Raw genomic sequence first — 20,593 nt, 5'->3', positions numbered from 1 at the left:
ACGGAGGAGGAAGACGATGAGCCAAGGAAAGATCCGCTCCGGCATGGGCGGCTGGACTTTCGAGCCTTGGGATACCTCCTTCTATCCGGAGAAGCTCGCCAAGGCCAAGCAGCTGCACTATGCCAGCCGCCAGGTGCCGAGCATCGAGGTCAACGGCACATACTATTCCAGCTTCAAGGAACCGACTTTCGTCAAGTGGGCCAACGACGCGCCGGACGGCTTCGTCTTCTCGCTCAAGGGCAACCGCTTCGTCACCAACCGCCGCGTGCTTGGCGAGGCGGGAGAGTCGATGATGCGCTTCCTCGGCTCCGGCGTCGCCGCGCTCGGCGAGAAGCTCGGCCCGATTCTCTGGCAGTTCGCGCCGACCAAGAAGTTCGACGCCGACGATTTCGAAGCTTTTCTCAATCTTCTGCCCGAGAAGCAGGACGGCGTGCCTTTGCGCCACGCGCTGGAGGTGCGCCACGACAGTTTTGTTGTGCCCGAATTCCCGGCGCTTGCACGCAAATACAACGCCGCGATCGTCTATGCCGACCACGCAAAATATCCAGCGATCGCCGATGTCACCGGCGATTTCGTCTATGCGCGGCTGCAGACCGGCAGCGACGACAACCCCGACTGCTACACGCCGAAAGGCCTGGACGAATGGGCGGGGCGGGTGAAGGCATGGGCGCAAGGCAAGCAACCCGCCGACCTGCCGCGCGCCGATCCGAAGACCGATGCGCCGGTCAAGCCGCGCGACGTGTTCGCCTACTTCATCACCGAAGGCAAGGTGCGCGCGCCTTTCGGCGCGATCGCGCTGATGAAGCGCGTGGCCGATTGAAGGGGCGAGCTCCGTCGGAACTTACGAGGCATCTTGACCGTTTTGCCTTTCTCGCCGGGAGCCGGTTTTCACAGCGGTTGAGCTTTCGCGGAACAAGGGCCCAGGCTCCGGTATCGGGGGAGCCCGAAGAAAGCGAGGTGATATGGCTGTCATCCTCATCGGGGCATTGCTCATTGTCGCCGGCATTGTGTACATGGCCGGTGCGGTCCTCAGGCGCGGGAAACTTAGCGATCCGGCACCTGCAGCCTCGGATCGCCCGATGCCAAACCTGGCAACGCCTGGCCCCACGCTCGAGCCGCGCCGGCGCGGACTCGGTTTCCTCGGCCTGTCGCAGAATTGGCCGGGTCTGGTGATGATGGGGGTCGGCATCATCCTGCTGTTGTCGGTGGCGGTCCTCTGACGCCGCGGAATTATGGCATCTTCACCGCTATCGTAACGTAATCGATACTTCCTTGCTGCACTAATGCATCTACGCCAGGTTGCAGAGGCCCGGCGCCGGCAAGGACGCGTGCATGCTGCTCGACTACAATTCATTGCTGCTTGCCGTCGGCTTTTCCGCCGCTTGCCTCAGCCTCACGCTGTTCGGAACATGGCTGACCGCGCGTTCCGACAAGTTCCTGCTGACCTGGGCAATCAGCGTGCTGGTCGTGGTGGCCGAGGTCTTTGCCTACGAGGCCTATATCGAGAGACCCGGAACGGCCCTCGGCGTGCTCACGCTGGCGCTGCTGCTGCTCGGCTTCTCCGTCATGCTCGGCGCTGCCCATCAATTCAGGACAAGACGCTCCCCCTTGCCGCTCATCGCGCTTAGCGTCGGCATTTCCTATGCTCTCGCCCTGCCGCCCATGGCGCTCGGCTATGACGGCCTGGGCTTCATGCTGGAAAACGCTCTGGCCGCGCTGCTTTTGTTCGGCACCGCATATCAATATTGGCGGAGTCGCGCAGAGGCGCCCGTCCATCTCATCGGCGTGGCGCTGCTCTATTCGCTGACCGCCGCATCCTTCGTGCTGTGCGCGGCCGTGCTGGCATGGGACGGCAAGCTCGTCCTCGGCCATGCGCCTAGCAATTGGGCGGAGGATCTGAGCCTTGTCATCGTCATCGCCTCCATGACCGGCATCGGCGCCTTGTCGCTGGCGCTCAACCAGGGGCGGCTAGCCCGCCATCATCAGCGCGAGGCGCAGACCGATGCCTTGACCGGGTTGCTCAACCGCCGCGCGTTGTTCGACCTTCACGGCAAGACACCCGTCGGCGCTTTCACGGCTGTGGTGGTGTTTGACCTCGACGGCTTCAAGGCGGTCAACGACCAGTTCGGTCACGCCGCGGGAGACGAGGTGCTGAAGGTCTTTGCCGAGGTGCTCTCCGCCGATCTGCGCCCGAGCGACTCGGTCGCCCGCATGGGTGGAGAGGAATTCGCCATGGTGTTGAGGCGCACTTTGCCCGAGACAGCCGAGGCGACGGCCGAACGTGTCAGGGCCACCTTCGCCGCGCGCACGGTGGAGACAGAGACCGAGCCATTGCGCTGCACGGTCAGCGCCGGATTCGCCTTCGGCAGCACGGACGGCATGAGCTTCGACAAAGTGCTCAGCGCCGCCGACAAGGCGCTCTATGCCGCCAAGCGCGGCGGCCGCAACCGCGTCCTGGATTTCCGCCGTGCCGGTTGAGTTTTACCGCCGTGTGCGAGCTCTCAATGGTGTGAGATCACTTCGTTGAAGGCGTCGAGATCGACGTAGAAAACCTTGGTGATCTCATCCAGGAGATGATCCTCGTCATAGCCTTGCGACATCAGGATGTTGATCGCGGTCATGATATCGACGCGCTCGGTGAGACGCCGCTTTTGGTAGTCCTCGACAAAACGTTCCATCGCCGTCCCCTGGCAAGATTCTTTTTGGACGCGTTGACCGACAATCACTGCGGGGAAAGCTAAGCAGGCTTGCTTGCGTGGAACTTGCGGGCGGTGTCCGCGCGCCTTCCCCCTCATTCGCGACTGATACGGAAAGCGGCCGACTCACCAAGGCCAAGAAAAGACTAGCATGAAGTGTTCGACGCGCCAGAGCCGTCGAACACTTCGTCATCCTTGGGCGTAGCGACGCGAAGCGGAGCGAAGACCCAAGGATCCATGCCGTTACTTCGAAGCGTCACTAACGGTGCAGAATCTGGAATTGTCGGGACGCGGGAAGAACAGATTCTGTTCTGCGCCGCCGGACCACTCGGCAGACGCAACGGCATGGATCCTTGGGTCTGCGCGCGTCGCTGCGCTCCTTGCTTCGCCCAAGGATGACGACGCGAGAGATGCTTCGGCTAATCTCCGAAGTTTGCCACCGGCAGCCAGGAGGGTCGCTAGGCCTCACCTCGATTACACTGTCAGGAACTTCCGCACATCCGACCGGTCGAGGTCCTCGGCCGGACCGGTATGCACGATCTGGCCGCGATCCATGATGTTGACCTCGTCGGCAAGCTCGCGGCAGAAGTCGAGATATTGCTCGACCAGAAGCACCGCGATCCCCGCCTGGTCGCGTAGATAGCGGATGGCGCGGCCGATATCCTTGATGATCGACGGCTGGATGCCTTCGGTCGGCTCGTCGAGCACCAGGAGCTTGGGCCGCATCACCAGCGCCCGGCCTATGGCGAGTTGCTGCTGCTGCCCGCCGGAAAGGTCGCCGCCGCGGCGCGACAGCATCTGCTTCAAGACCGGGAACAGCTCGAAGACGTATGCCGGAACATTGCGGTCCGCGCGCCTGAGCGGCGCGAAACCGGATTCCAGGTTCTCGCGCACCGTCAGCAGCGGAAAAACCTCCCTGCCCTGCGGCACGAATGCGATGCCCGACCGGGCGCGATCATACGCCGCGCTCCGGTCGAGCGCCTTCCCCTCGAAGGCAACGCTTCCGCTCGTCAGCCGGTGATGGCCGACGATCGATCTCATCAAACTGGTCTTGCCGACGCCGTTGCGGCCGAGCACGCAGGTGATCTTGCCGGCACCGGCCTTCAGCGAAACGCCACGCAGCGCCTGGGCGGCGCCGTAATGCAGCGTGGCATTGGAGACTTCGAGCATGGTTCAGCCCCTTCTCCAGCGCTTCAAAAAAGCGAAATCGAAACGATGGAACGGAACCCGCCAGATCATGCTTCACCGCCCCAGATAGACTTCGACGACGCGCTCGTCCGCCGAGACGAAATCGAGCGTGCCTTCCGACAGCACCGAGCCTTCATGCAGGCAGGTGACCTTGACGCCGAGCTCGCGCACGAAATGCATGTCGTGCTCGACGACCACCACCGAATGGTCGCGGGCGATATCCTTGAGCAGGCGAGCGGTCTCCTCGGTCTCGGCGTCGGTCATGCCGGCGACCGGTTCATCGACGAGCAGCAGCTTCGGGTCCTGCGCAAGCAGCATGCCGATCTCCAGCCATTGCTTCTGGCCGTGGCTCAGATTGGCGGCGAGCTCGTCGCGTTTGTCGCCGAGACGGATGATGCCGAGTATGTCGTCGACGCGCCGTCTCTCGGCTGTCGAGCGGCGATGGAACAGCGCCGGGAAGATCGAGCGCGGCCCCTTCAGCGCCAGCATGAGGTTGTCCTCGACGCTGTGGCTTTCGAAGACGGTCGGCTTCTGGAATTTGCGGCCGATGCCCATCATGGCGATCTCGGCCTCGTCATGCCGGGTGAGATCCACCTCACCGTCGAAGAACACTTCGCCTTCGTCGGGCCGTGTCTTGCCGGTGACGATGTCCATCATCGTCGTCTTGCCGGCGCCGTTGGGTCCGATGATGGCGCGCATCTCGCCCTTGTCGAGCACCAGCGACAGATTGTTGATGGCGCGGAAACCGTCGAAGGAAACCGAGACGCCGTCGAGATAGAGGATGGTGTTGGACTTGCTCATAGATCGCTCACTCCGCTGGCTGCGGCTCGGAGCCGGTGGTCGGCCAGGCGCCCGGTGTGGTCGCCGCAGAGCGCACGATCATCGGCTCCGGCGCCTGCGGATCGGCGCCGGCTTCGGCTGCAAGCGAAGCCGCACGCAGCGCCTTCGCCCTGCCGCGCCAGCCGTCCCACATGCCGACGATGCCCCTGGGCAAAAGCAGCGTGACGGCGACAAACAGCCCGCCCAGGGCGAACAGCCAGAATTCCGGTATCACGCCGGTGAACCAGGATTTGCCGGCGTTGACCAGCAGCGCGCCGATGATCGGGCCGACGATGGTGCCGCGCCCGCCGACGGCGGTCCAGATCACCACCTCGATCGAGTTGGACGGCTCGAACTCGCCGGGATTGATGATGCCGACCTGCGGCACGTAGAGCGCGCCGGCGATGCCGGCCATGATGGCGGAAACGACGAAGGCGAACAGCTTGACGTTCTCGGCCCGCCAGCCAAGGAAGCGGGTGCGGCTTTCGGCATCGCGCACCGCCATCAGCAGCTTGCCGTATTTCGAGCGGACGATCGCCGAGGTGACGAAGACGGCGAGCGCCAGCGTGACGGCGCTTGCCGCGAACAGCGCCGAACGCGTCGCATCGGCCTGCACGTTGAAGCCCAGAATGTCCTTGAAATCGGTCAGTCCGTTATTGCCGCCGAAGCCCATGTCGTTGCGGAAGAAGGCGAGCAGCAGCGCATAGGTCATCGCCTGCGTGATGATCGACAGGTAGACGCCAGTGACGCGGCTGCGAAAGGCGAACCAGCCGAAGACGAAGGCGAGCAGGCCCGGCACGGCGAGCACCATGAGCGCCGCGAACCAGAAATGGTCGAAGCCGTGCCAGAACCACGGCAGTTCCTTGTAGTTCAGGAACACCATGAAATCCGGCAGGATCGGATTGCCATAGACGCCGCGCGAACCGATCTGGCGCATCAGGTACATGCCCATCGCATAACCGCCGAGCGCGAAGAAGGCACCGTGGCCGAGCGAAAGGATGCCGCAATAGCCCCAGACCAGGTCGAGCGCGAGCGCCAGCAGCGCGTAGCAGAGATATTTGCCGACCAGCGCCACGATATAGGGCGGGATGTAGAAGGCGCTTTGCGGCGAGACCGCCAGGTTGAGCAGCGGCACGATGATGGCTGCTGCGAGCAGCGCGAGGATCGTGACGGCGATGCGGCGGTCGGCCGAAAAGAAGCGCTGCGCGATCATGCTTCCACCGCCCTGCCCTTCAGCGCGAACAGGCCGCGCGGGCGTTTCTGGATGAACAGGATGATCAGCACCAGGACGACGATCTTGCCGAGCACCGCGCCGGCATAGGGCTCGAGGAACTTGTTGACGATGCCGAGCGAGAAGGCGCCGACCAGCGTGCCCCACAGATTGCCGACGCCGCCGAAGACCACGACCATGAAACTGTCGATGATGTAGCCGCGGCCGAGATTGGGCGAGACATTGTCGATCTGGCTGAGCGCCACGCCGGCAATGCCTGCGATGCCGGAGCCCAGCGCAAAGGTCAGCGCGTCGACCCATGGCGTCTTGATGCCCATCGAGGCGGCCATGCGGCGGTTGGCGGTGACGGCGCGCATCTGCAGCCCCCAGGACGTGCGCTTCATGACGTAGAGCAGCACGCCGAACACGGCGAGCGCGAACACCAGGATCCACAGCCGGTTCCAGGTGATCGCCAACTGGCCGATATCGAACGAACCCGACATCCAGGACGGATTGCCGACCTCCTGGTTGGTCGGGCCGAAGATGGTGCGCACCGCCTGCTGCAAGATCAGCGAGACGCCCCAGGTGGCCAAAAGCGTTTCCAGCGGCCGGCCGTAGAGGAAGCGGATGATGCCGCGCTCGATGGCGAGGCCGACCAGCGCGGCGACGAGAAAGGCGAGCGGCAGCGCGATCACCAGCGACCAGTCGAACAGGCCGGGGAACGAGGTGCGGATCACCTGCTGGACGACGAAGGTGGTGTAGGCGCCGAGCATCACCATCTCGCCATGCGCCATGTTGATGACGCCCATGACGCCGAAGGTGATGGCGAGCCCGATCGCGGCCAAGAGCAGCACCGATCCGAGCGAGATGCCATACCAGATGTTCTGGCCGGCATCCCACAGCGTCAGCGTCGAATTGATCTTGCCGATAGCGGCCGTCGCCGCATCCTTGACCGCGCCCTGGGAGCTCGCCTCGACGGAGGTGAGCAGCGAGAGCGCGTCGCGGTCGCCGCGGGTCGCGATCACCGAGATCGCCGCGAGCTTGTCCGCCTCCGGCTTGTCCGAGACCAGGATGGACGCGGCGCGCGCTTCATCGAACATCGTCTTGACGGCGGGGTCGGTCTCGGCGGCGATCGCGGCATCGAGCGGTTCGATGTTCGCCGCATCGGGCGTCTTGAACATGGTCGCGGCGGCGGCGAGGCGCACGCTCGCGTCCTTGGCCCGCAGCGTCAGCGTGCCCAGCGCATCGCGGATCGTGCGGCGCAATCCGTTGTTGACTTTGATCTTGGTGAGGTCGGCCTTGGCGGCGTCGGCCGCTTTTTCGCCGCTTAGGGGATCGAGCAATTCGATGCCGTCTCCCGCTTCCTTGCCGACGAAGACCTGGGCGTCGCTCTTGCGAATGTAGAGATTGCCGTCGGCCAGCGCCGAAAGCGGCCGTTCGACGGCCGGATCGCCGCTCGCGGCAAGCTCGTGCACGACGGCCTCGGTAGCCGAGAAGCCGGTTGCAGCCGCGAATTTGGCGATCGTCGCACGAAGGTCGGCCTCGGCCGCCTTCGACGGCAGCAAGCTTGCCATCGTCAGCAGCAACATCAGACCAATTGCGCGCAGCAGCAGCATCGTCGTCTTCAAGCGGCTTTCTCAAGCAATTCCAGGAAAAGTGTGAAGCGGTTTTTCCGTCCGGAATTGCACAAAACTAGGTTTTGGGGGTCTTGCCCGGGCGGGTCAGAAACCTGCCCGGGCTGCGGTCGGATCGCGGGGCCACTCCGCGATCCGACAGAACCTTGGACGGATCAGTTGGTGCCCTTGCCGCCGCACTTTCCGGTGGCGACGTTGAAGTTGCCGCAGGACAGAGGCGCGCGCCAATCCGAGATCAGGTCCTTGGAATCCGGCAGGTAATCGGACCATTCGTCGCCCATGACGAGGCCGGGCGTTTGCGAGACGGTCTCGAACTGGCCGTCGGCCTGGATCTCGCCGATCAGCACCGGCTTGGTGATGTGGTGGTTGGGCATCATCGTCGAATAGCCGCCGGTCAGGTTCGGCACCGACACGCCGACCATGGCGTCGATGACCTTGTCCGGATCGGTGGTGCCGGCCTTCTCGACCGCCTTCACCCACATGTTGAAGCCGATATAGTGGGCTTCCATCGGGTCGTTGGTGGTGCGCTTGTCGTTCTTGATGAACTTGTGCCAGTCGTCGATGAACTTCTTGTTCGCCGGCGTGTCGATGCTTTCGAAATAGTTCCAGGCTGCGAGGTGACCGACCAGCGGCCCGGTGTCGAGACCGGCCAATTCTTCCTCGCCGACCGAGAAGGCCATGACCGGAATGTCCTCGGCCTTGATGCCCTGGTTGCCGAGCTCCTTGTAGAACGGCACGTTGGCGTCGCCGTTGACGGTCGACACCACGGCCGTCTTCTTGCCGGCTGAGCCGAATTTCTTGATCGCCGAGACCTCGGTCTGCCAGTCGGAGAAGCCGAATGGCGTGTAGTTGACCATGATGTCCTCGGCCGGCACGCCCTTCGCTTTCAGATAGGCTTCGAGGATTTTGTTGGTCGTGCGCGGATAGACGTAGTCGGTGCCTTCGAGCACCCAGCGCTTCACCGAACCGCCATCGGCGCTCATCAGGTAATCGACGGCCGGGATGGCTTGCTGGTTCGGCGCCGCACCCGTGTAGAAGACGTTGCGCTCGCTCTCCTCGCCCTCATACTGGACGGGATAGAAGAGGATGTTGTCGAGTTCCGAGAACACCGGCAGCACCGACTTGCGCGACACCGAGGTCCAGCAGCCGAACACGGCCGCCACCTTGTCCTTGGAAATCAGCTCGCGCGCCTTTTCGGCGAAGAGCGGCCAGTTGGACGCCGGATCGACGACCACCGCTTCCAGTTTCTTGCCGAGCAGGCCGCCCTTGGCGTTTTGCTCGTCGATAAGCATCAGCATGACGTCTTTCAGCGTCGTCTCCGAAATCGCCATGGTCCCCGACAGCGAATGGAGGATACCGACCTTGATCGTATCTTCAGCCGCCTTGGCGGAAGCCGACGCCAGCAGACCGGCCGCGACGACGCCCGCCGACAGGATTTTTGTTATTCTCGCGAAGTTACCCCTCATATGACACACTCCCAAGCGTGATTGTTTGCATCGCAGCATAGACTGTGCAAGCGACGTGCCAGACGGGAATGCGCTCAACGGAATTTCAGGATAACGAAGAGATTACATGCGGTTATACAGTAGCCGGAAAACTTTTCACATCCGCTGCAATGCAGCGGGTTGAGAAAAGTTTACGCAACGCTGCCTAGATTTTGCCCAAATTGTAAAAATGCCTAAACTTTCACCACACAGGCAAAGCCAGCCTGATCAGCCCTGTTGCGGGCCTATGGCAAAATGGGGCAAGGTCGCCGCGCAAACGAGCAACGTCATGGCCCTGCGCACGATCCTGAGTTTCCTGCTTCTTGTCTCCGCCGCCGGCGGCGCCCGCGCCGATTTTGCCGACGGCAAGTTACCGGACGGCGCCTATCACTGCGAGGTCTACCTGCTTGGCCTGTTCCTCAACCTGGGCGACATCACCATCAAGGGCAATGTCTATAGTGGCCCCGTGACCTTTGGCGCTTCGGGAACGTATAACTACCAGATGAATCCCAATGGCGAGATCACCTGGCTTGGCCCGCTCGGCGGCTACACCAGCGGCGGCAATTCGATCTCGATGACGCAGGCGACGCTCGATGGCCAAAGCAGCCCGTCCTTCGACATCATCATGAAGCAGCAGGACGGCGCCTTCACGGCCTCGACCTGCACCAGAAGATAGCCCGCATAAAAAAGGCGCGGAACCCTCACGGGTCCCGCGCCAGCAGGCAGTCGGGAGGTCAAATAGTCTTTGCCGACATCTGGGCAGCGATGTAGTCGGCCTGGCGGATCGCCAGCGTCACGATGGTCAGCGTCGGGTTCTCCGCCGCACCGCTGGTGAACTGGCTGCCGTCGGAAACGAACAGGTTCTTGATGTCGTGCGACTGGCCGTGCTCGTTGACGACGCCGTCCTCTGGCTTCTCGCTCATCCGGTTGGTGCCGAGATTATGGGTGGACGGATAAGGTGGCGTCGGGAACGTCCTGGTCGCGCCGACGGCGGCATAGAGCGCCTGGCCCTGTTGGTAGGCATGATTGCGCATGGCCTCGTCGTTCGGATGATCGTCGAAATGGACGTCGGCGATCGGCATGCCGTGCTCATCCTTTTCGTCCTTGTGCAGCGTGATGCGGTTCTCCTCGCGCGGCATGTCCTCGCCGACGATCCACAGGCCCGCCATATGGTCATAATGGTCGAGCGCCGTCGTGAAGGAACGGCCCCAGCCGCCGGGGTTGAGGAAGGCCGCCATGAACGGCAGGCCGAGCGACAAGGTCTCCATCTCATAGCCGCCGACGAAGCCGCGCGAGGGGTCGTGGCGCGCCTCGTCGCGGATGATGCCGGCCATGGTTGTGCCGCGATACATGTGCACCGGCTTGTCGAAGATCGCATAGACCGAACCGGTGGTGTGGCGCATGTAGTTCTTGCCCACCTGCCCGGATGAGTTGGCGAGCCCATGCGGGAATTTGGACGATTCCGAATTGAGCAGCAGGCGCGGGCTCTCGATCGAATTGCCGGCGACCGCGACGATGCGGGCTTTCTGCTCCTGCAGCTTGCCGTCCTTGTCGGCATAGACGACGCCGGTCACCTTGCCTGAAGCGTCATGGTTGATCTTGATCGCCATCGCGTTCGGCCGGACTTCCAGATGCCCGGTCGCCTCGCCCTTCGGGATTTCGGTGTAGAGCGTCGACCATTTGGCACCCCATTTGCAGCCCTGGAAGCAGAAGCCGGTCTGCTGGCAGGAGTTGCGGTCGTCGCGCTCCACCGAATTGATGGCCATGTTACCGGTATGGCACTCCTTGTAGCCGAGCTTGTCGGCGCCGGCCTTGAGCACCTTGAAGTTGTTGTTGCCGGGCAGCCGCGGCCAGTTGTTGGTGCCCGTCACGCCCATCTTGGCTTCGGCCTTGGCGTAGTAGGGCTCCATCTCGGCCAGCGTCACCGGCCAGTCGAGAAGGTTCGCGCCCTTGACCTTGCCGTAGGTCGTGGCCGCCTTGAACTCATGTTCCTGGAAGCGCAGCGAGGCGCCCGCCCAGTGCGTCGTCGAGCCGCCGACCGACTTGACGATCCAGGCCGGCAGGTTCGGGAAATCCTTGGCGACCCGCCAGTCGCCCGAAGTGGTGCGCTTGTCCTTCCAGGCAAGCTGGGCAAAGGAATCCCACTCGTCATTGACGAAGTCCTCATATTCGTGGCGGGCGCCCGCCTCGAGGATGACGACGTCGATGCCTTTCTGCGCGAGCTCGTTGCCGAGCGTGCCGCCGCCGGCGCCGGAGCCGATGATGACGATCACGCCGTCGTTCTTGAGATCAAATGATGCTGCCATGGTTTCCTCCCATGAAATCTATCGAAATGCGGTTCGGGACAGAGCGGCTCAGAGCCACTCGATGTCGTTGAAGCCACGCGCGATATAGCCGCCCTTGGAATAGGACTCGCCCTCGTAGCCGAAGATCGGCCACACCTCCTTCTGGTTGTAGAGGCTGACGACGAGGCCGCCGCGCACCGCCTGGAAGAACGGCGTCTTCTCGATGCCGGTGAGCAGCGCGACCCGCTCCTCTTCCCAGCCAAGCCCGCGATAGCCGCCGTTGCCGGCCTTCTTGTCGAGCTCGGCGATGCCCTTCTCGATCAGGTCCTTATGGGCCGGGTCCTTGGCTGCAGTCTCGTCGTGGCCCTTGACGGCAATGGCGTAGTATTTGTCCGGCACCTGGTCGTGCGGATAGATGTCGCGCGCCACCTGGATCAGCGTCGCCATCGTCTCGGGCTTCAGCGCCGAGGTTTCGAGCCCCCAGGCGTGTTCAGGGCTGATGACGGCGCTGCCGGAGATGATGAGCAGCGCGCTCGCGCCGCCGCGCTTCAGAAGCTCGCGCCGCGAAAGCCCGGCTTTCTTCTCGTAGCCAGGTTTCTTCTCGTAGACTGTAACCATGATTTCCTCCCTGCTTGCTGTTCGCACCCCCTGAGAGAGTGCCGTTGCTGGCGCCGCGCCCCTCCGCGGCGAATATCCCCTATTGGAAGCGCCCTCCCCGCTGCAGGACCTCGATCTTGTAGCCGTCGGGATCCTCGATGAAGAAGAAGCGGGCGATCAGCGCTCCGTCGCGGTTGAACTCGACGATCTTCTTAGGATTGAGGCCGAGCGCGCCGATCCGGTCGTGCTCGCTGTCGAGATCGGCGACCGAGACAGCGAGATGGCCGTAGCCGTCGCCGAGCGCATAGGGTTCGGTGCGCCCCTTGTTCACGGTCAGCTCCACCTCGAACGGCGAGTCGCCATTGCTGAGATAGATGAGCGTGAAGGTCTCGAAATCGAGCCGCTGCGCGACCTCGAGGCCGAAGGCCTTGTTGTAGAAATCGACGGACCGCGCCTCGTCGAGAACCCGGATCATGGAATGGATCGCCTTCGCCAAATCGGTCTCCGCAGCTTCTGGTGCTTACGGAAACGATTATGCGCTCCGGCGAAAAAAGGTGGTGGCAGCCGATTACCACGCACGGAGCTGGAAAACGGCTAGTGTCGCTCCAGTTTTGGCTGCATGCCGCCCAAAACCTGCCGCGGTTTTGGGGACCGCCATGCAGCGAACCAAAGGCCTGAAGCGCGGCGCGCTTTAAGGACGAAAGTCCGATTGCCGTTGCCGGCCATCGGATCGAAAATGACAAACGCAGGCAGTGTTCAAAAAGGCGCCAGCAACTCAATCGGCGCCCAAGACAAACAAGAACGGGAGGTACCGATGTGCAGAGTCTTTGCCGGACAGGATCCGGAAGGCTACCGGCAGATCAACAGGTCGATCCGTATCGACGGTCATTCGACCAGCATCCAGCTCGAGGCGACATTCTGGGGTCTTCTTGACGAGATCGCCGACAGCCAGGGACTGACGACGCCGAAATTCATCTCGAAGCTCTATGACGAGGCGATCGAGATCAACGGCCAGATTCCGAACTTCGCTTCCATGCTGCGCACCACCTGCGCGCTCTATCTGCGGGGCCACCGCCCCAACGCCGAGGAGCAGGCTGCGTTGAAGCAGGAAGCCGCCTGACCAGCGACGCGGGTAAATTCTGCTGGACAAGCACAGGGTGCGGAACAATCTGCGCCGATGTATTATTGCGTCTACCTAAAACACAGGCACAACGGACAACGACCGCAGGCCCAACTGACGGTTGACGATTGGCTTGACGGGCAGTCTATCTTTCCGCAGGCTGTCAACAAATCGAGCTATGCGGCTTAAACTTTACGGCTTCTATCATCTTTAACTTGGGCGCAACTTCCCGAGCCGGGCATCTTTATTTTCGAGGGACCTAATATGAGCCATCGCTATCCTATCCGGATAAACCGGCGTCTTTTCCTCTCCTCCGTCGCCATGCTCACGGTCATCGCCCCGGCGGTGAGCCGGGCACGAACGATCTCGGGCGCCCTGCCGTGGGAGCCCATGGCTTCGGATCCGCCGACACAGGTGGTGCCGGGAGGGTGGCAGTTCTTCACCCCGCAGGAAGCGGCTTTGGTCGAGGCCATCGTCGACAGGCTCGTCCCTCACGATGATCTCAGCATCGGCGGCAAGGAAGCCGGCTGCGCCGTCTACATCGACCGGCAGTTGACGGGCGCTTTCGGGACATCGAGCCGGCTCTACACGCAAGGACCGTTCAAGCCGGGATTGCCGACACAGGGCTACCAGGGCGAAGCCAACCCGGCACAGCGCTATCGCGCCGGACTGGCGGCCATGGACGCCTTCCTGAAACAGCGCGACGGCAAGACGTTCGTCGAGTTCAAGCCGGAGGAACAGGACGCTTTCCTCACCGAGATGGAAGCCGGCAAGGTCGAGCTTCCGAATGGCGTCGGGGCCGCCGGCTTCTTCGCGCTGCTTTTGCAAAACACGATGGAAGGCTTCTTCGCCGATCCGGTCTATGGCGGCAACAAGGACATGGCGTCCTGGCGCATGCTCGGTTTCCCGGGCGCCCGCTACGACTACCGCGATCATGTCGCCAAGCACAATCAGCCCTATCCGCTGCCGCCGGTGTCGATCACCGGCCGCCCGGAATGGCTGGGGAAGGGAGCTTGAGCCATGACCAAGATTTTGCCGCGCAAGGATGTCGTCATCGTCGGTCTCGGCTGGACCGGGGCCATTCTTGCCAATGAACTGACCGACCAGGGCCTCGACGTGCTCGCCATCGAGCGCGGCCCTTGGCGGGACACCGCGACCGACTTCAACATCGGCTACATGCAGGACGAGTTGCGCTATGCGGTTCGTCGCGACCTCTTCCTGCAGCCGGTTGTCGAAACCATGACGATGCGCAACGACCCCTCGCAGACGGCGCTGCCTATGCGCGATTTCGGCTCCTTCCTGCCTGGCAATGGCGTCGGCGGCGCCGGCGTCCACTGGAACGGCCACACCTGGCGGTTCTGGGATTCCGACTTCAAGACCAGGACCAATCTGACGAACAGATACGGCGCGGCGCGGATCGCCGATCTCCAGGTCGAGGACTGGGGCGTCACCGGCGCCGAAATGGAGCCCTATTACGACCAGTTCGAATATCTGGCCGGCATCTCGGGCAAGGCCGGCAATATCAAGGGGCAGCTTCAGGAAGGCGGCAACCCGTTCGAGGATTCGCGGGCGCGCGACTACCCGAACCCGCCGATGCAGATGACCTACGCGCCGACGCTCTTTGCCGAGACCGGCCGGTCGATGGGGCTGCATCCATTCCCGACGCCGTCGGCGAACATGTCGCGCGCTTACACCAATCCGCTCGGCGTCACGCTCGGCCAATGCACGTTCTGCGGCTTTTGCGAACGCTTTGGCTGCGCCAACTATTCCAAGTCGAGCGCCCAGACGACCGTCCTGCCGGTGCTGATGAAGAAGGCCAATTTCGAGGTCCGCACCGACAGCGAGGTGCTGCATGTCGATCTTGCCGCCGGCGGCAAGTCCGCGCGGGGAGTCACCTATGTCGACTCTTCCGGCGAGGCATATTTCCAGCCGGCCGACCTGGTGCTGCTTTGCGCCTACGGCCTGCACAATGTCCGGCTGATGATGCTGTCGGGCATCGGCGGGATCTATGACCCCAACACCGGCGAGGGAACGGTCGGGCGCAACTACTGCTACCAGACCAATGTCGGCACCCAGGTCTTTTTCGACGACAAGAACTTCAACCCGTTTATCGCCGCCGGCGCGCTCGGCCAGACCATCGACGATTACAATGGCGATGCCTTCGATCACGGCGGGCTCGATTTCGTCGGCGGCGCCGGCATCAACTGCATCCCGACCAACGGGCGCCCGATCGGCACGCGTCCGACGCCGCCCGGCACGCCAAAATGGGGCAGCGCCTGGAAGAAGGCCACCGTCCAGGGCTACAAGAGCACGCTTGGCTTTTCCACGCAGGGAAGCAGCTATGCGACCCGCGCCAACTATCTCGACCTCGATCCGACCTACAAGGACCGCTTCGGCCGGCCGCTGATGCGCATGACCTTCGACTTCCCGGAGAACGACGTGCGCATGTCGAACTACCTGTCCGATCGCATGGAGGAAATCGCCAAGAAGCTCGGCGGCAGGCAATACAATGTCGGCCGGCTCAAGAAGGGCTGGAACAGCGTGCCCTATCAAAGCACGCACAACACGGGCGGCGCGATCATGGGCGCCGACCCCAAGCGAAGCGCCGTCAACGTCTTCCTGCAGAGCTGGGACGTGCCGAACGTCTTCGTCATCGGCGCCTCGGCCTTCCCGCAGAATGCCGGCAAGAATCCGACCGGAACGGTCGGCGCGCTGGCTTTCCGTGCCGCCGACGCCATCCGCAACCACTATCTGCGCAATCCGGGCGCGCCTCTGGTGCAGGCATGAAGACGCTCGCTCTCACCCTCGCCGCGGGTTTTGCCGGCCTGGCCCTTGGCCCCGCCATCGCCGCCGACCAGGCTGACCAGATCATTCGCGGTCAATACCAGGCCGTGCTCGGCGACTGCGCAGGCTGTCACACGAAGCCCGGCGGCAAGCCGCTGGCCGGGGGGCTGCCGCTCGAAACGCCGTTCGGCGCGCTAATCCCGCCCAACATCACGCCCGACACGGAGACCGGCATCGGCAATTGGAGCGAGGCCGATTTCCGCGACATGATGAAGACCGGCGTCGGCCATAACGGCGTGCGGCTTTATCCGGCGATGCCCTACCCGGCCTACACCAGGATGACCGGTCAGGACATTTCCGATCTCTGGGCTTATCTCACCACGGTCGATCCCGTCTCGAACAAGGTGGAAGCCAACCAGCTGCCGTTCCCGCTCAACATCCGGCTGTCGATGTGGGGGTGGAACCTGCTCAATTTCAGCGAAACGCCTTTCACGCCGGATCCATCCAAGCCGGCGGAATGGAACCGCGGCGCCTATATCGTTCAAGGCGCTGGACATTGCGGCACCTGCCACACGCCGAAATCCTTCCTCGGCGCCGACAAGGACAGCGTCTTCCTGCAGGGCGCGTCGCTGCAGGGCTGGTTCGCGCCGGACATCACCAACAATGCGCAGTCGGGTCTGGGGAAATGGTCCGAGGACGAGCTGGTTCAGTACCTCAAGACCGGCGTCAACGCGCATTCGATCGCATCGGGCCCGATGGCCGAAGCGGTCGAGAACTCGACCTCCAAGATGACCGACGCTGATCTGAAAGCCGTCGCCGTCTATCTGAAGAGCCTTGGTTCGGATACCGGCGTCGCCCAACCGGCAAAACCCGATCGGGCAAGGATGGTGACGGGCGAGGCCATCTACCGCGACAATTGCTCAGCCTGCCACGGCGGTGACGGCGCTGGTGCCGGCGCCCTCTTCCCGGCGCTCAGCAACAACTCGATCGTTGCCCAGGGCAATACGGAGACACTGGCCCAGCTGGTCCTGGCGGGAAGCCAAGCCGTGCACACGGAGCATGCGCGCACGACCCCGGCGATGCCATCCCTGGCCTGGCGGTTGAGCGACCAGGAAGTCGCCGATGTCCTCACCTATGTGCGCAACAGCTGGGGCAACGCCGCTCCGATGGTTTCGTCTGGCGATGTAGCTGCCGTGCGGAAGGAATTGACGCAGTAGGATTAGCTCTCTGCCGCGATTTCGAGCGCCAGCCGGGTCATGTCGGTGAACAAAGCCTGGCGCTCCGAATAATCGGTCAACTCGCCGGTGGCGATATGATCGACAACGGTGAGCAGTGACAGCGCTCTCGCGCCGAACTGCGTCGCAATCCGATAGAGCGCGCTGGTTTCCATATCGACGGCCAACGCGCCGAGCGCCATCGGCTCGTCAAACCGGGCGCGTCCATCGGGATGATGAAACACGTCGCTGCAGATCGTCAGTCCGGTGCTGCAGGCGATGCCGAGGTCGGCGGCGCGTCGCAGCGCCAGCGCATGCAGCGCCGGGTCCGGCCCCGCCGGCTGGTAAAGCCCGAACACCTGCCCGCTGATTGCACTCTCGGCCCGCACTTGGCTGGAGACGACGACGCCGCGCAAAGGCACGTCTTCCGACAAGCCGCCGCAGGTGCCGGTGCGGATCAGCGTTTTGACGCCATAGTAGTCGAGCAATTCATGGGCATAGATCAGGAAGGACGAGACGCCGATGCCGGTCGCCTGGATGCTGACCGGCTTGCCGCGGAACCGGCCGGTGAAGCCCAGCGCGCCCCTTCGAAGGTTCACTGAGCGCGGTTCGTCCAGGAAAGTTTCCGCCATCCATTGCGCGCGCTCGGGATCGCCCGGCAACAGCACCGTTTCGGCATAGTCCCCCCGGCCCGCCTCGATATGCGGCGTCACGCGCTACCACCCCTGATAGACCCATCCGGCGACCATCATGGCAGGACTGCCGCAATGCGCAAGCGCTGGCTTATTTAGAGCAATTCCAGGGAAGCGCTGAACGCCTTAGGACTCCAGCACGTCCTTGACGATCGTCGCCAGTTGCTTGAGCGAGAACGGTTTCGGCAGGAAGCCGAAATGCGCCTCGGCCGGCAGGTTCTTCGCAAACGCGTCCTCGGCATAGCCCGAAACGAATACGAACTTGATGTCCGGCTGGCGTTTGCGCAGCTCGCCGAGCAATGTCGGCCCGTCCATCTCCGGCATCACCACGTCGGATACGACGATGTCGACCTTGCCGCCGAGCGCCTCGAACACTTCCAGCGCCTCGACGCCGGAAGACGCCTCGTGCACGGTGTAGCCGCGCGAGATCAGCGCCCTGACGCCGCCCATGCGCACGGCGTCCTCGTCCTCGACCAGAAGCACGGTGGCCGAGCCGGAAAGATCCTTGGCCGTATCGGCCGGCTTGGTAGGGGCCGCCGCCACGGCCGGCGCCTCGCCGGGCTCTGCCTGCTTCTTCACCTCGGCGATGTGGCGCGGCAGGAAGATACGGAACACCGTGCCCTTGCCGACTTCGGAATCGCAGAAGATGAAGCCGCCGGTCTGCTTGATGATGCCGTAGACCATCGACAGGCCGAGGCCGGTGCCCTTGCCCACTTCCTTGGTCGTGAAGAACGGCTCGAAGATCTTCTTCAGCACGTCGGGCGCGATGCCGCTGCCGGTGTCCTCGACGTCGACGAGCACATAGTCGGCCGGCGTCAATTCGCGATAGGCGAAGGATTTGCACTCGTCGGCGGTGACGTTGCGGGTGCGCACGGTGAGGTCGCCGCCGCTCGGCATGGCGTCGCGCGCATTGACGGCGAGATTGACCACCACCTGCTCGAACTGGCCGATATCGACCTTGACCGGCCACAGGTCGCGGCCGTGGTCGATCTTCAGCTTGATGTCGTTGCCGACGAGGCGCGCGAGCAGCATCCTGAGATCGGCCAGAACATCGGTCAGGTTGAGCACTTCCGGCCGCAGCGTCTGCTTGCGCGAGAAGGCCAGCAATTGCCGCACGAGCGAGGCCGCCCGGTTGGCGTTCTGCTTGATGTTCATGATGTCGGGGAAGGACGGGTCCGACGGCCGGTGGTTGGTCAAGAGAAGGTCGGACGCCATGATGATGGCGGTCAGCACGTTGTTGAAATCGTGCGCGATACCGCCGGCGAGCTGGCCGACCGCCTGCATCTTCTGGCTCTGCGCCATCTGGCCCTCGAGCGCCTTCTGCTCGGTGGTCTCGACCGCATAGACGATCGCCGCCTCCTCGGCGCCTTCGCTGCCCGCGCTGTCGGCGACTGCATTGACGTAGAAGCGGATGTGGCGCTCCTCGTTGCCGGGCAGGACGGAGTCGATCGGTTCGATATTGGCCTGCCGCTGCCGGGCCTTCTCGAAAGCGCCGCCGAATGCCGGCCGGTCGCGTTCGTGAACGATCGTTTCGAAGCGTACCCGCCGGTCGACGGCGTCGCGGTCGACCACCGATGAAAACAGCTGCAGGAACGGCGCGTTGGTGCGCAGGATGCGTCCGCTCGCATCGACGCCGGCAATGGCCATCGGCGTCGAGTTGAAGAAGCGGGTGAAGCGAACCTCGGAAGCTCTGAGTTCCGCGGAAGCGTCCTCACCCTGGGTGCGGTTGAGCACGATCGTGCGGGTCGGGCCGTTCACGCCTTCGCGGCTGGCCGAAACCCGGTGCATGAAGCGCACCGGCAGCGCCTGGCCGCTCATCGTGGTGAGATCGAGGTCGATGACGGCGTTGCGGGTGGTACCGGGGTCGGCCTTGACCGAGCGGACCAGCGCCATGCCGTCGCCGGCGATGATTTCCGGCAGCGTGATGGCGCCCGGCGTGAAGGAGGCAAGGTCGATGCCCAGCCACTCGGCCAGCGTGGCGTTGATATAGGTGACGCGGCCTTCCTGGTCGGCCGAGAAGAAACCGGCCGGCGCATGGTCGAGATGGTCGATGGCTTTCTGCAGGTCGAGGAAGAAACGCTCCTGCTCCGCCCGTTCCTGCGAAATGTCGGCGAGCTGCCAGGCCAGCATCGGCAGCCTTTGCCCGGGCATGCTGAAGGCGCGGGCGCGGGCGCGGTACCAGCGCGCGCCGGGCTCGGCGCCCGGCTTGATCGACTGGGCCAGCCGGAACTCGCCGTCGCCAGCCTGGCCGTCGCGCAGGCCCGACGCCAGCCGGTAGATCGTCATCGAGGCCTCGGGGACATCCGACAACAGCCCCTCGACGGTCTTGAGATCGGCGGCCGAGGCAGCGCCCGTCATGTCGGCATAGGCGCGGTTGGCGTAGACGACGCGGCCCTTGGTGTCGGTGACCAGCAGGCCCTGCGACATGGAGTCGACGAAGGCTTTCGACAATTCGTCGCCGGTCGAACGCGGTGCGATCTGCACGAAGCCGATCGCTGTCGCGAACAGGAAGCCGACGCCGATCATGGCGAGCACGCCGAGCATGCCAAGCAGGAAAGGATCGCCGAGGCGCTCGCGGAAAAGTCCGAAGACGATCGCGGCGCCGGTCAGCACGACGATGAAGACGATGAGCCTGGTGACGGCGCCCGGACGCGTGTTCTGGTCGACGATCGGTACCGGATAGAAATCGCCGCGCGCTTCCTTGGCCATGTTCCCCCTGCTCGTGATTCCGGTGTCCGACGGGCGCGGACGGCCGGTTGAATCACATTCTCCTGTAGCGGAAAAGGCCCCGGCGGCAAATGTCCGATAAAATCAACGATTCATGTTTCAAACTGTTCACGATGGGTGATGTGAACTTGCGGTCGCTGGTC

At 63.5% G+C, this 20,593-nt stretch carries 19 protein-coding genes; 8 read left to right on the top strand and 11 right to left on the bottom strand.

From position 1 onward, the window contains the following. Positions 1-16 precede the first annotated feature (16 nt). The 3 genes from FJ956_RS05790 to FJ956_RS05780 all read left to right on the top strand — a co-directional run bounded on the left by FJ956_RS05790 (position 17) and on the right by FJ956_RS05780 (position 2,478). Entirely contained in the window at positions 17-820 is an 804-nt protein-coding gene (locus tag FJ956_RS05790) for a DUF72 domain-containing protein (protein WP_140672799.1), read from the top strand. A gap of 142 nt (positions 821-962) precedes the next feature. Next, positions 963-1,220, top strand: a complete 258-nt coding sequence (locus FJ956_RS05785) for a hypothetical protein (protein ID WP_140672798.1) — start codon at positions 963-965, stop codon at positions 1,218-1,220. Between the two features lie 112 nt (positions 1,221-1,332). Continuing rightward, on the top strand, positions 1,333-2,478 hold the full coding sequence (locus tag FJ956_RS05780; RefSeq protein ID WP_140672797.1) for a GGDEF domain-containing protein: 1,146 nt from the start codon (positions 1,333-1,335) through the stop codon (positions 2,476-2,478). A 23-nt stretch (positions 2,479-2,501) separates the two neighbouring features. Here FJ956_RS05780 and FJ956_RS05775 read toward each other — a convergent pair whose 3' ends face one another. From FJ956_RS05775 to urtA, 6 genes are all read right to left on the bottom strand, one after another. Next, the gene (locus tag FJ956_RS05775) at positions 2,502-2,678 is read right to left on the bottom strand and encodes a hypothetical protein (RefSeq protein ID WP_095765283.1); all 177 of its coding nucleotides are present in this window, start codon (positions 2,676-2,678) and stop codon (positions 2,502-2,504) included. Between the two features lie 492 nt (positions 2,679-3,170). Further along, positions 3,171-3,866 carry an urea ABC transporter ATP-binding subunit UrtE gene (gene urtE, locus FJ956_RS05770; protein ID WP_140672796.1) on the bottom strand — a complete coding sequence of 232 codons (696 nt, stop codon included), beginning with the start codon at positions 3,864-3,866 and terminating at the stop codon, positions 3,171-3,173. Positions 3,867-3,938: 72 nt separating this feature from the next. Then, positions 3,939-4,685 (bottom strand): urea ABC transporter ATP-binding protein UrtD, encoded by a 747-nt coding sequence (urtD, locus tag FJ956_RS05765; RefSeq protein ID WP_140672795.1) that lies wholly within the window; start codon positions 4,683-4,685, stop codon positions 3,939-3,941. 7 nt (positions 4,686-4,692) lie between these two features. Further along, positions 4,693-5,916, bottom strand: a complete 1,224-nt coding sequence (urtC, locus tag FJ956_RS05760; RefSeq protein WP_140672794.1) for an urea ABC transporter permease subunit UrtC — start codon at positions 5,914-5,916, stop codon at positions 4,693-4,695. Next, positions 5,913-7,529 carry an urea ABC transporter permease subunit UrtB gene (urtB, locus tag FJ956_RS05755; protein WP_140672793.1) on the bottom strand — a complete coding sequence of 539 codons (1,617 nt, stop codon included), beginning with the start codon at positions 7,527-7,529 and terminating at the stop codon, positions 5,913-5,915. The genes urtC and urtB overlap by 4 nt, the downstream gene beginning before the upstream one ends. A gap of 173 nt (positions 7,530-7,702) precedes the next feature. Further along, positions 7,703-9,013 carry an urea ABC transporter substrate-binding protein gene (urtA, locus tag FJ956_RS05750; protein ID WP_140672792.1) on the bottom strand — a complete coding sequence of 437 codons (1,311 nt, stop codon included), beginning with the start codon at positions 9,011-9,013 and terminating at the stop codon, positions 7,703-7,705. A 307-nt stretch (positions 9,014-9,320) separates the two neighbouring features. Here urtA and FJ956_RS05745 point away from each other — a divergent pair, with 307 nt between their 5' ends. Then, positions 9,321-9,707: a hypothetical protein gene (locus FJ956_RS05745; protein ID WP_140672791.1), complete on the top strand. Its 387-nt coding sequence runs from the start codon at positions 9,321-9,323 to the stop codon at positions 9,705-9,707. A 58-nt stretch (positions 9,708-9,765) separates the two neighbouring features. Here the strand turns inward: FJ956_RS05745 and FJ956_RS05740 are convergent, their stop codons facing one another. From FJ956_RS05740 to FJ956_RS05730, 3 genes are all read right to left on the bottom strand, one after another. After that, positions 9,766-11,337, bottom strand: coding sequence for a GMC family oxidoreductase (locus FJ956_RS05740; protein ID WP_140672790.1), 1,572 nt, complete (start codon positions 11,335-11,337; stop codon positions 9,766-9,768). Between the two features lie 48 nt (positions 11,338-11,385). After that, positions 11,386-11,934 carry a gluconate 2-dehydrogenase subunit 3 family protein gene (locus FJ956_RS05735; RefSeq protein ID WP_140672789.1) on the bottom strand — a complete coding sequence of 183 codons (549 nt, stop codon included), beginning with the start codon at positions 11,932-11,934 and terminating at the stop codon, positions 11,386-11,388. A 79-nt stretch (positions 11,935-12,013) separates the two neighbouring features. Beyond that, positions 12,014-12,409 carry a VOC family protein gene (locus tag FJ956_RS05730; RefSeq protein ID WP_140672788.1) on the bottom strand — a complete coding sequence of 132 codons (396 nt, stop codon included), beginning with the start codon at positions 12,407-12,409 and terminating at the stop codon, positions 12,014-12,016. A 318-nt stretch (positions 12,410-12,727) separates the two neighbouring features. Here FJ956_RS05730 and FJ956_RS05725 point away from each other — a divergent pair, with 318 nt between their 5' ends. From FJ956_RS05725 to FJ956_RS05710, 4 genes are all read left to right on the top strand, one after another. After that, a complete protein-coding gene (locus tag FJ956_RS05725) occupies positions 12,728-13,033 on the top strand; it encodes a ribbon-helix-helix domain-containing protein (protein WP_140652977.1) in 306 nt (101 codons plus the stop codon). 264 nt (positions 13,034-13,297) lie between these two features. Continuing rightward, on the top strand, positions 13,298-14,050 hold the full coding sequence (locus tag FJ956_RS05720) for a gluconate 2-dehydrogenase subunit 3 family protein (RefSeq protein ID WP_181170067.1): 753 nt from the start codon (positions 13,298-13,300) through the stop codon (positions 14,048-14,050). Between the two features lie 3 nt (positions 14,051-14,053). Next, positions 14,054-15,820, top strand: coding sequence for a GMC family oxidoreductase (locus FJ956_RS05715; protein WP_140672787.1), 1,767 nt, complete (start codon positions 14,054-14,056; stop codon positions 15,818-15,820). Next, positions 15,817-17,034 carry a cytochrome c gene (locus FJ956_RS05710; RefSeq protein ID WP_140672786.1) on the top strand — a complete coding sequence of 406 codons (1,218 nt, stop codon included), beginning with the start codon at positions 15,817-15,819 and terminating at the stop codon, positions 17,032-17,034. Before FJ956_RS05715 ends, FJ956_RS05710 begins: the two co-directional genes overlap by 4 nt. A 2-nt stretch (positions 17,035-17,036) precedes the next feature. On the opposite strand, the gene FJ956_RS05705 is transcribed toward FJ956_RS05710, so the two are convergent. Next, positions 17,037-17,744: a DeoD-type purine-nucleoside phosphorylase gene (locus tag FJ956_RS05705; RefSeq protein WP_140672785.1), complete on the bottom strand. Its 708-nt coding sequence runs from the start codon at positions 17,742-17,744 to the stop codon at positions 17,037-17,039. A gap of 105 nt (positions 17,745-17,849) precedes the next feature. Next, positions 17,850-20,432 (bottom strand): ATP-binding protein, encoded by a 2,583-nt coding sequence (locus FJ956_RS05700; protein WP_140672784.1) that lies wholly within the window; start codon positions 20,430-20,432, stop codon positions 17,850-17,852. Positions 20,433-20,593 lie beyond the last annotated feature (161 nt).

The sequence above is a fragment of the Mesorhizobium sp. B2-4-3 genome, assembly GCF_006442815.1.
Lineage (GTDB): Bacteria > Pseudomonadota > Alphaproteobacteria > Rhizobiales > Rhizobiaceae > Mesorhizobium.
This window is presented reverse-complemented; position numbering and strand designations above follow the sequence as displayed.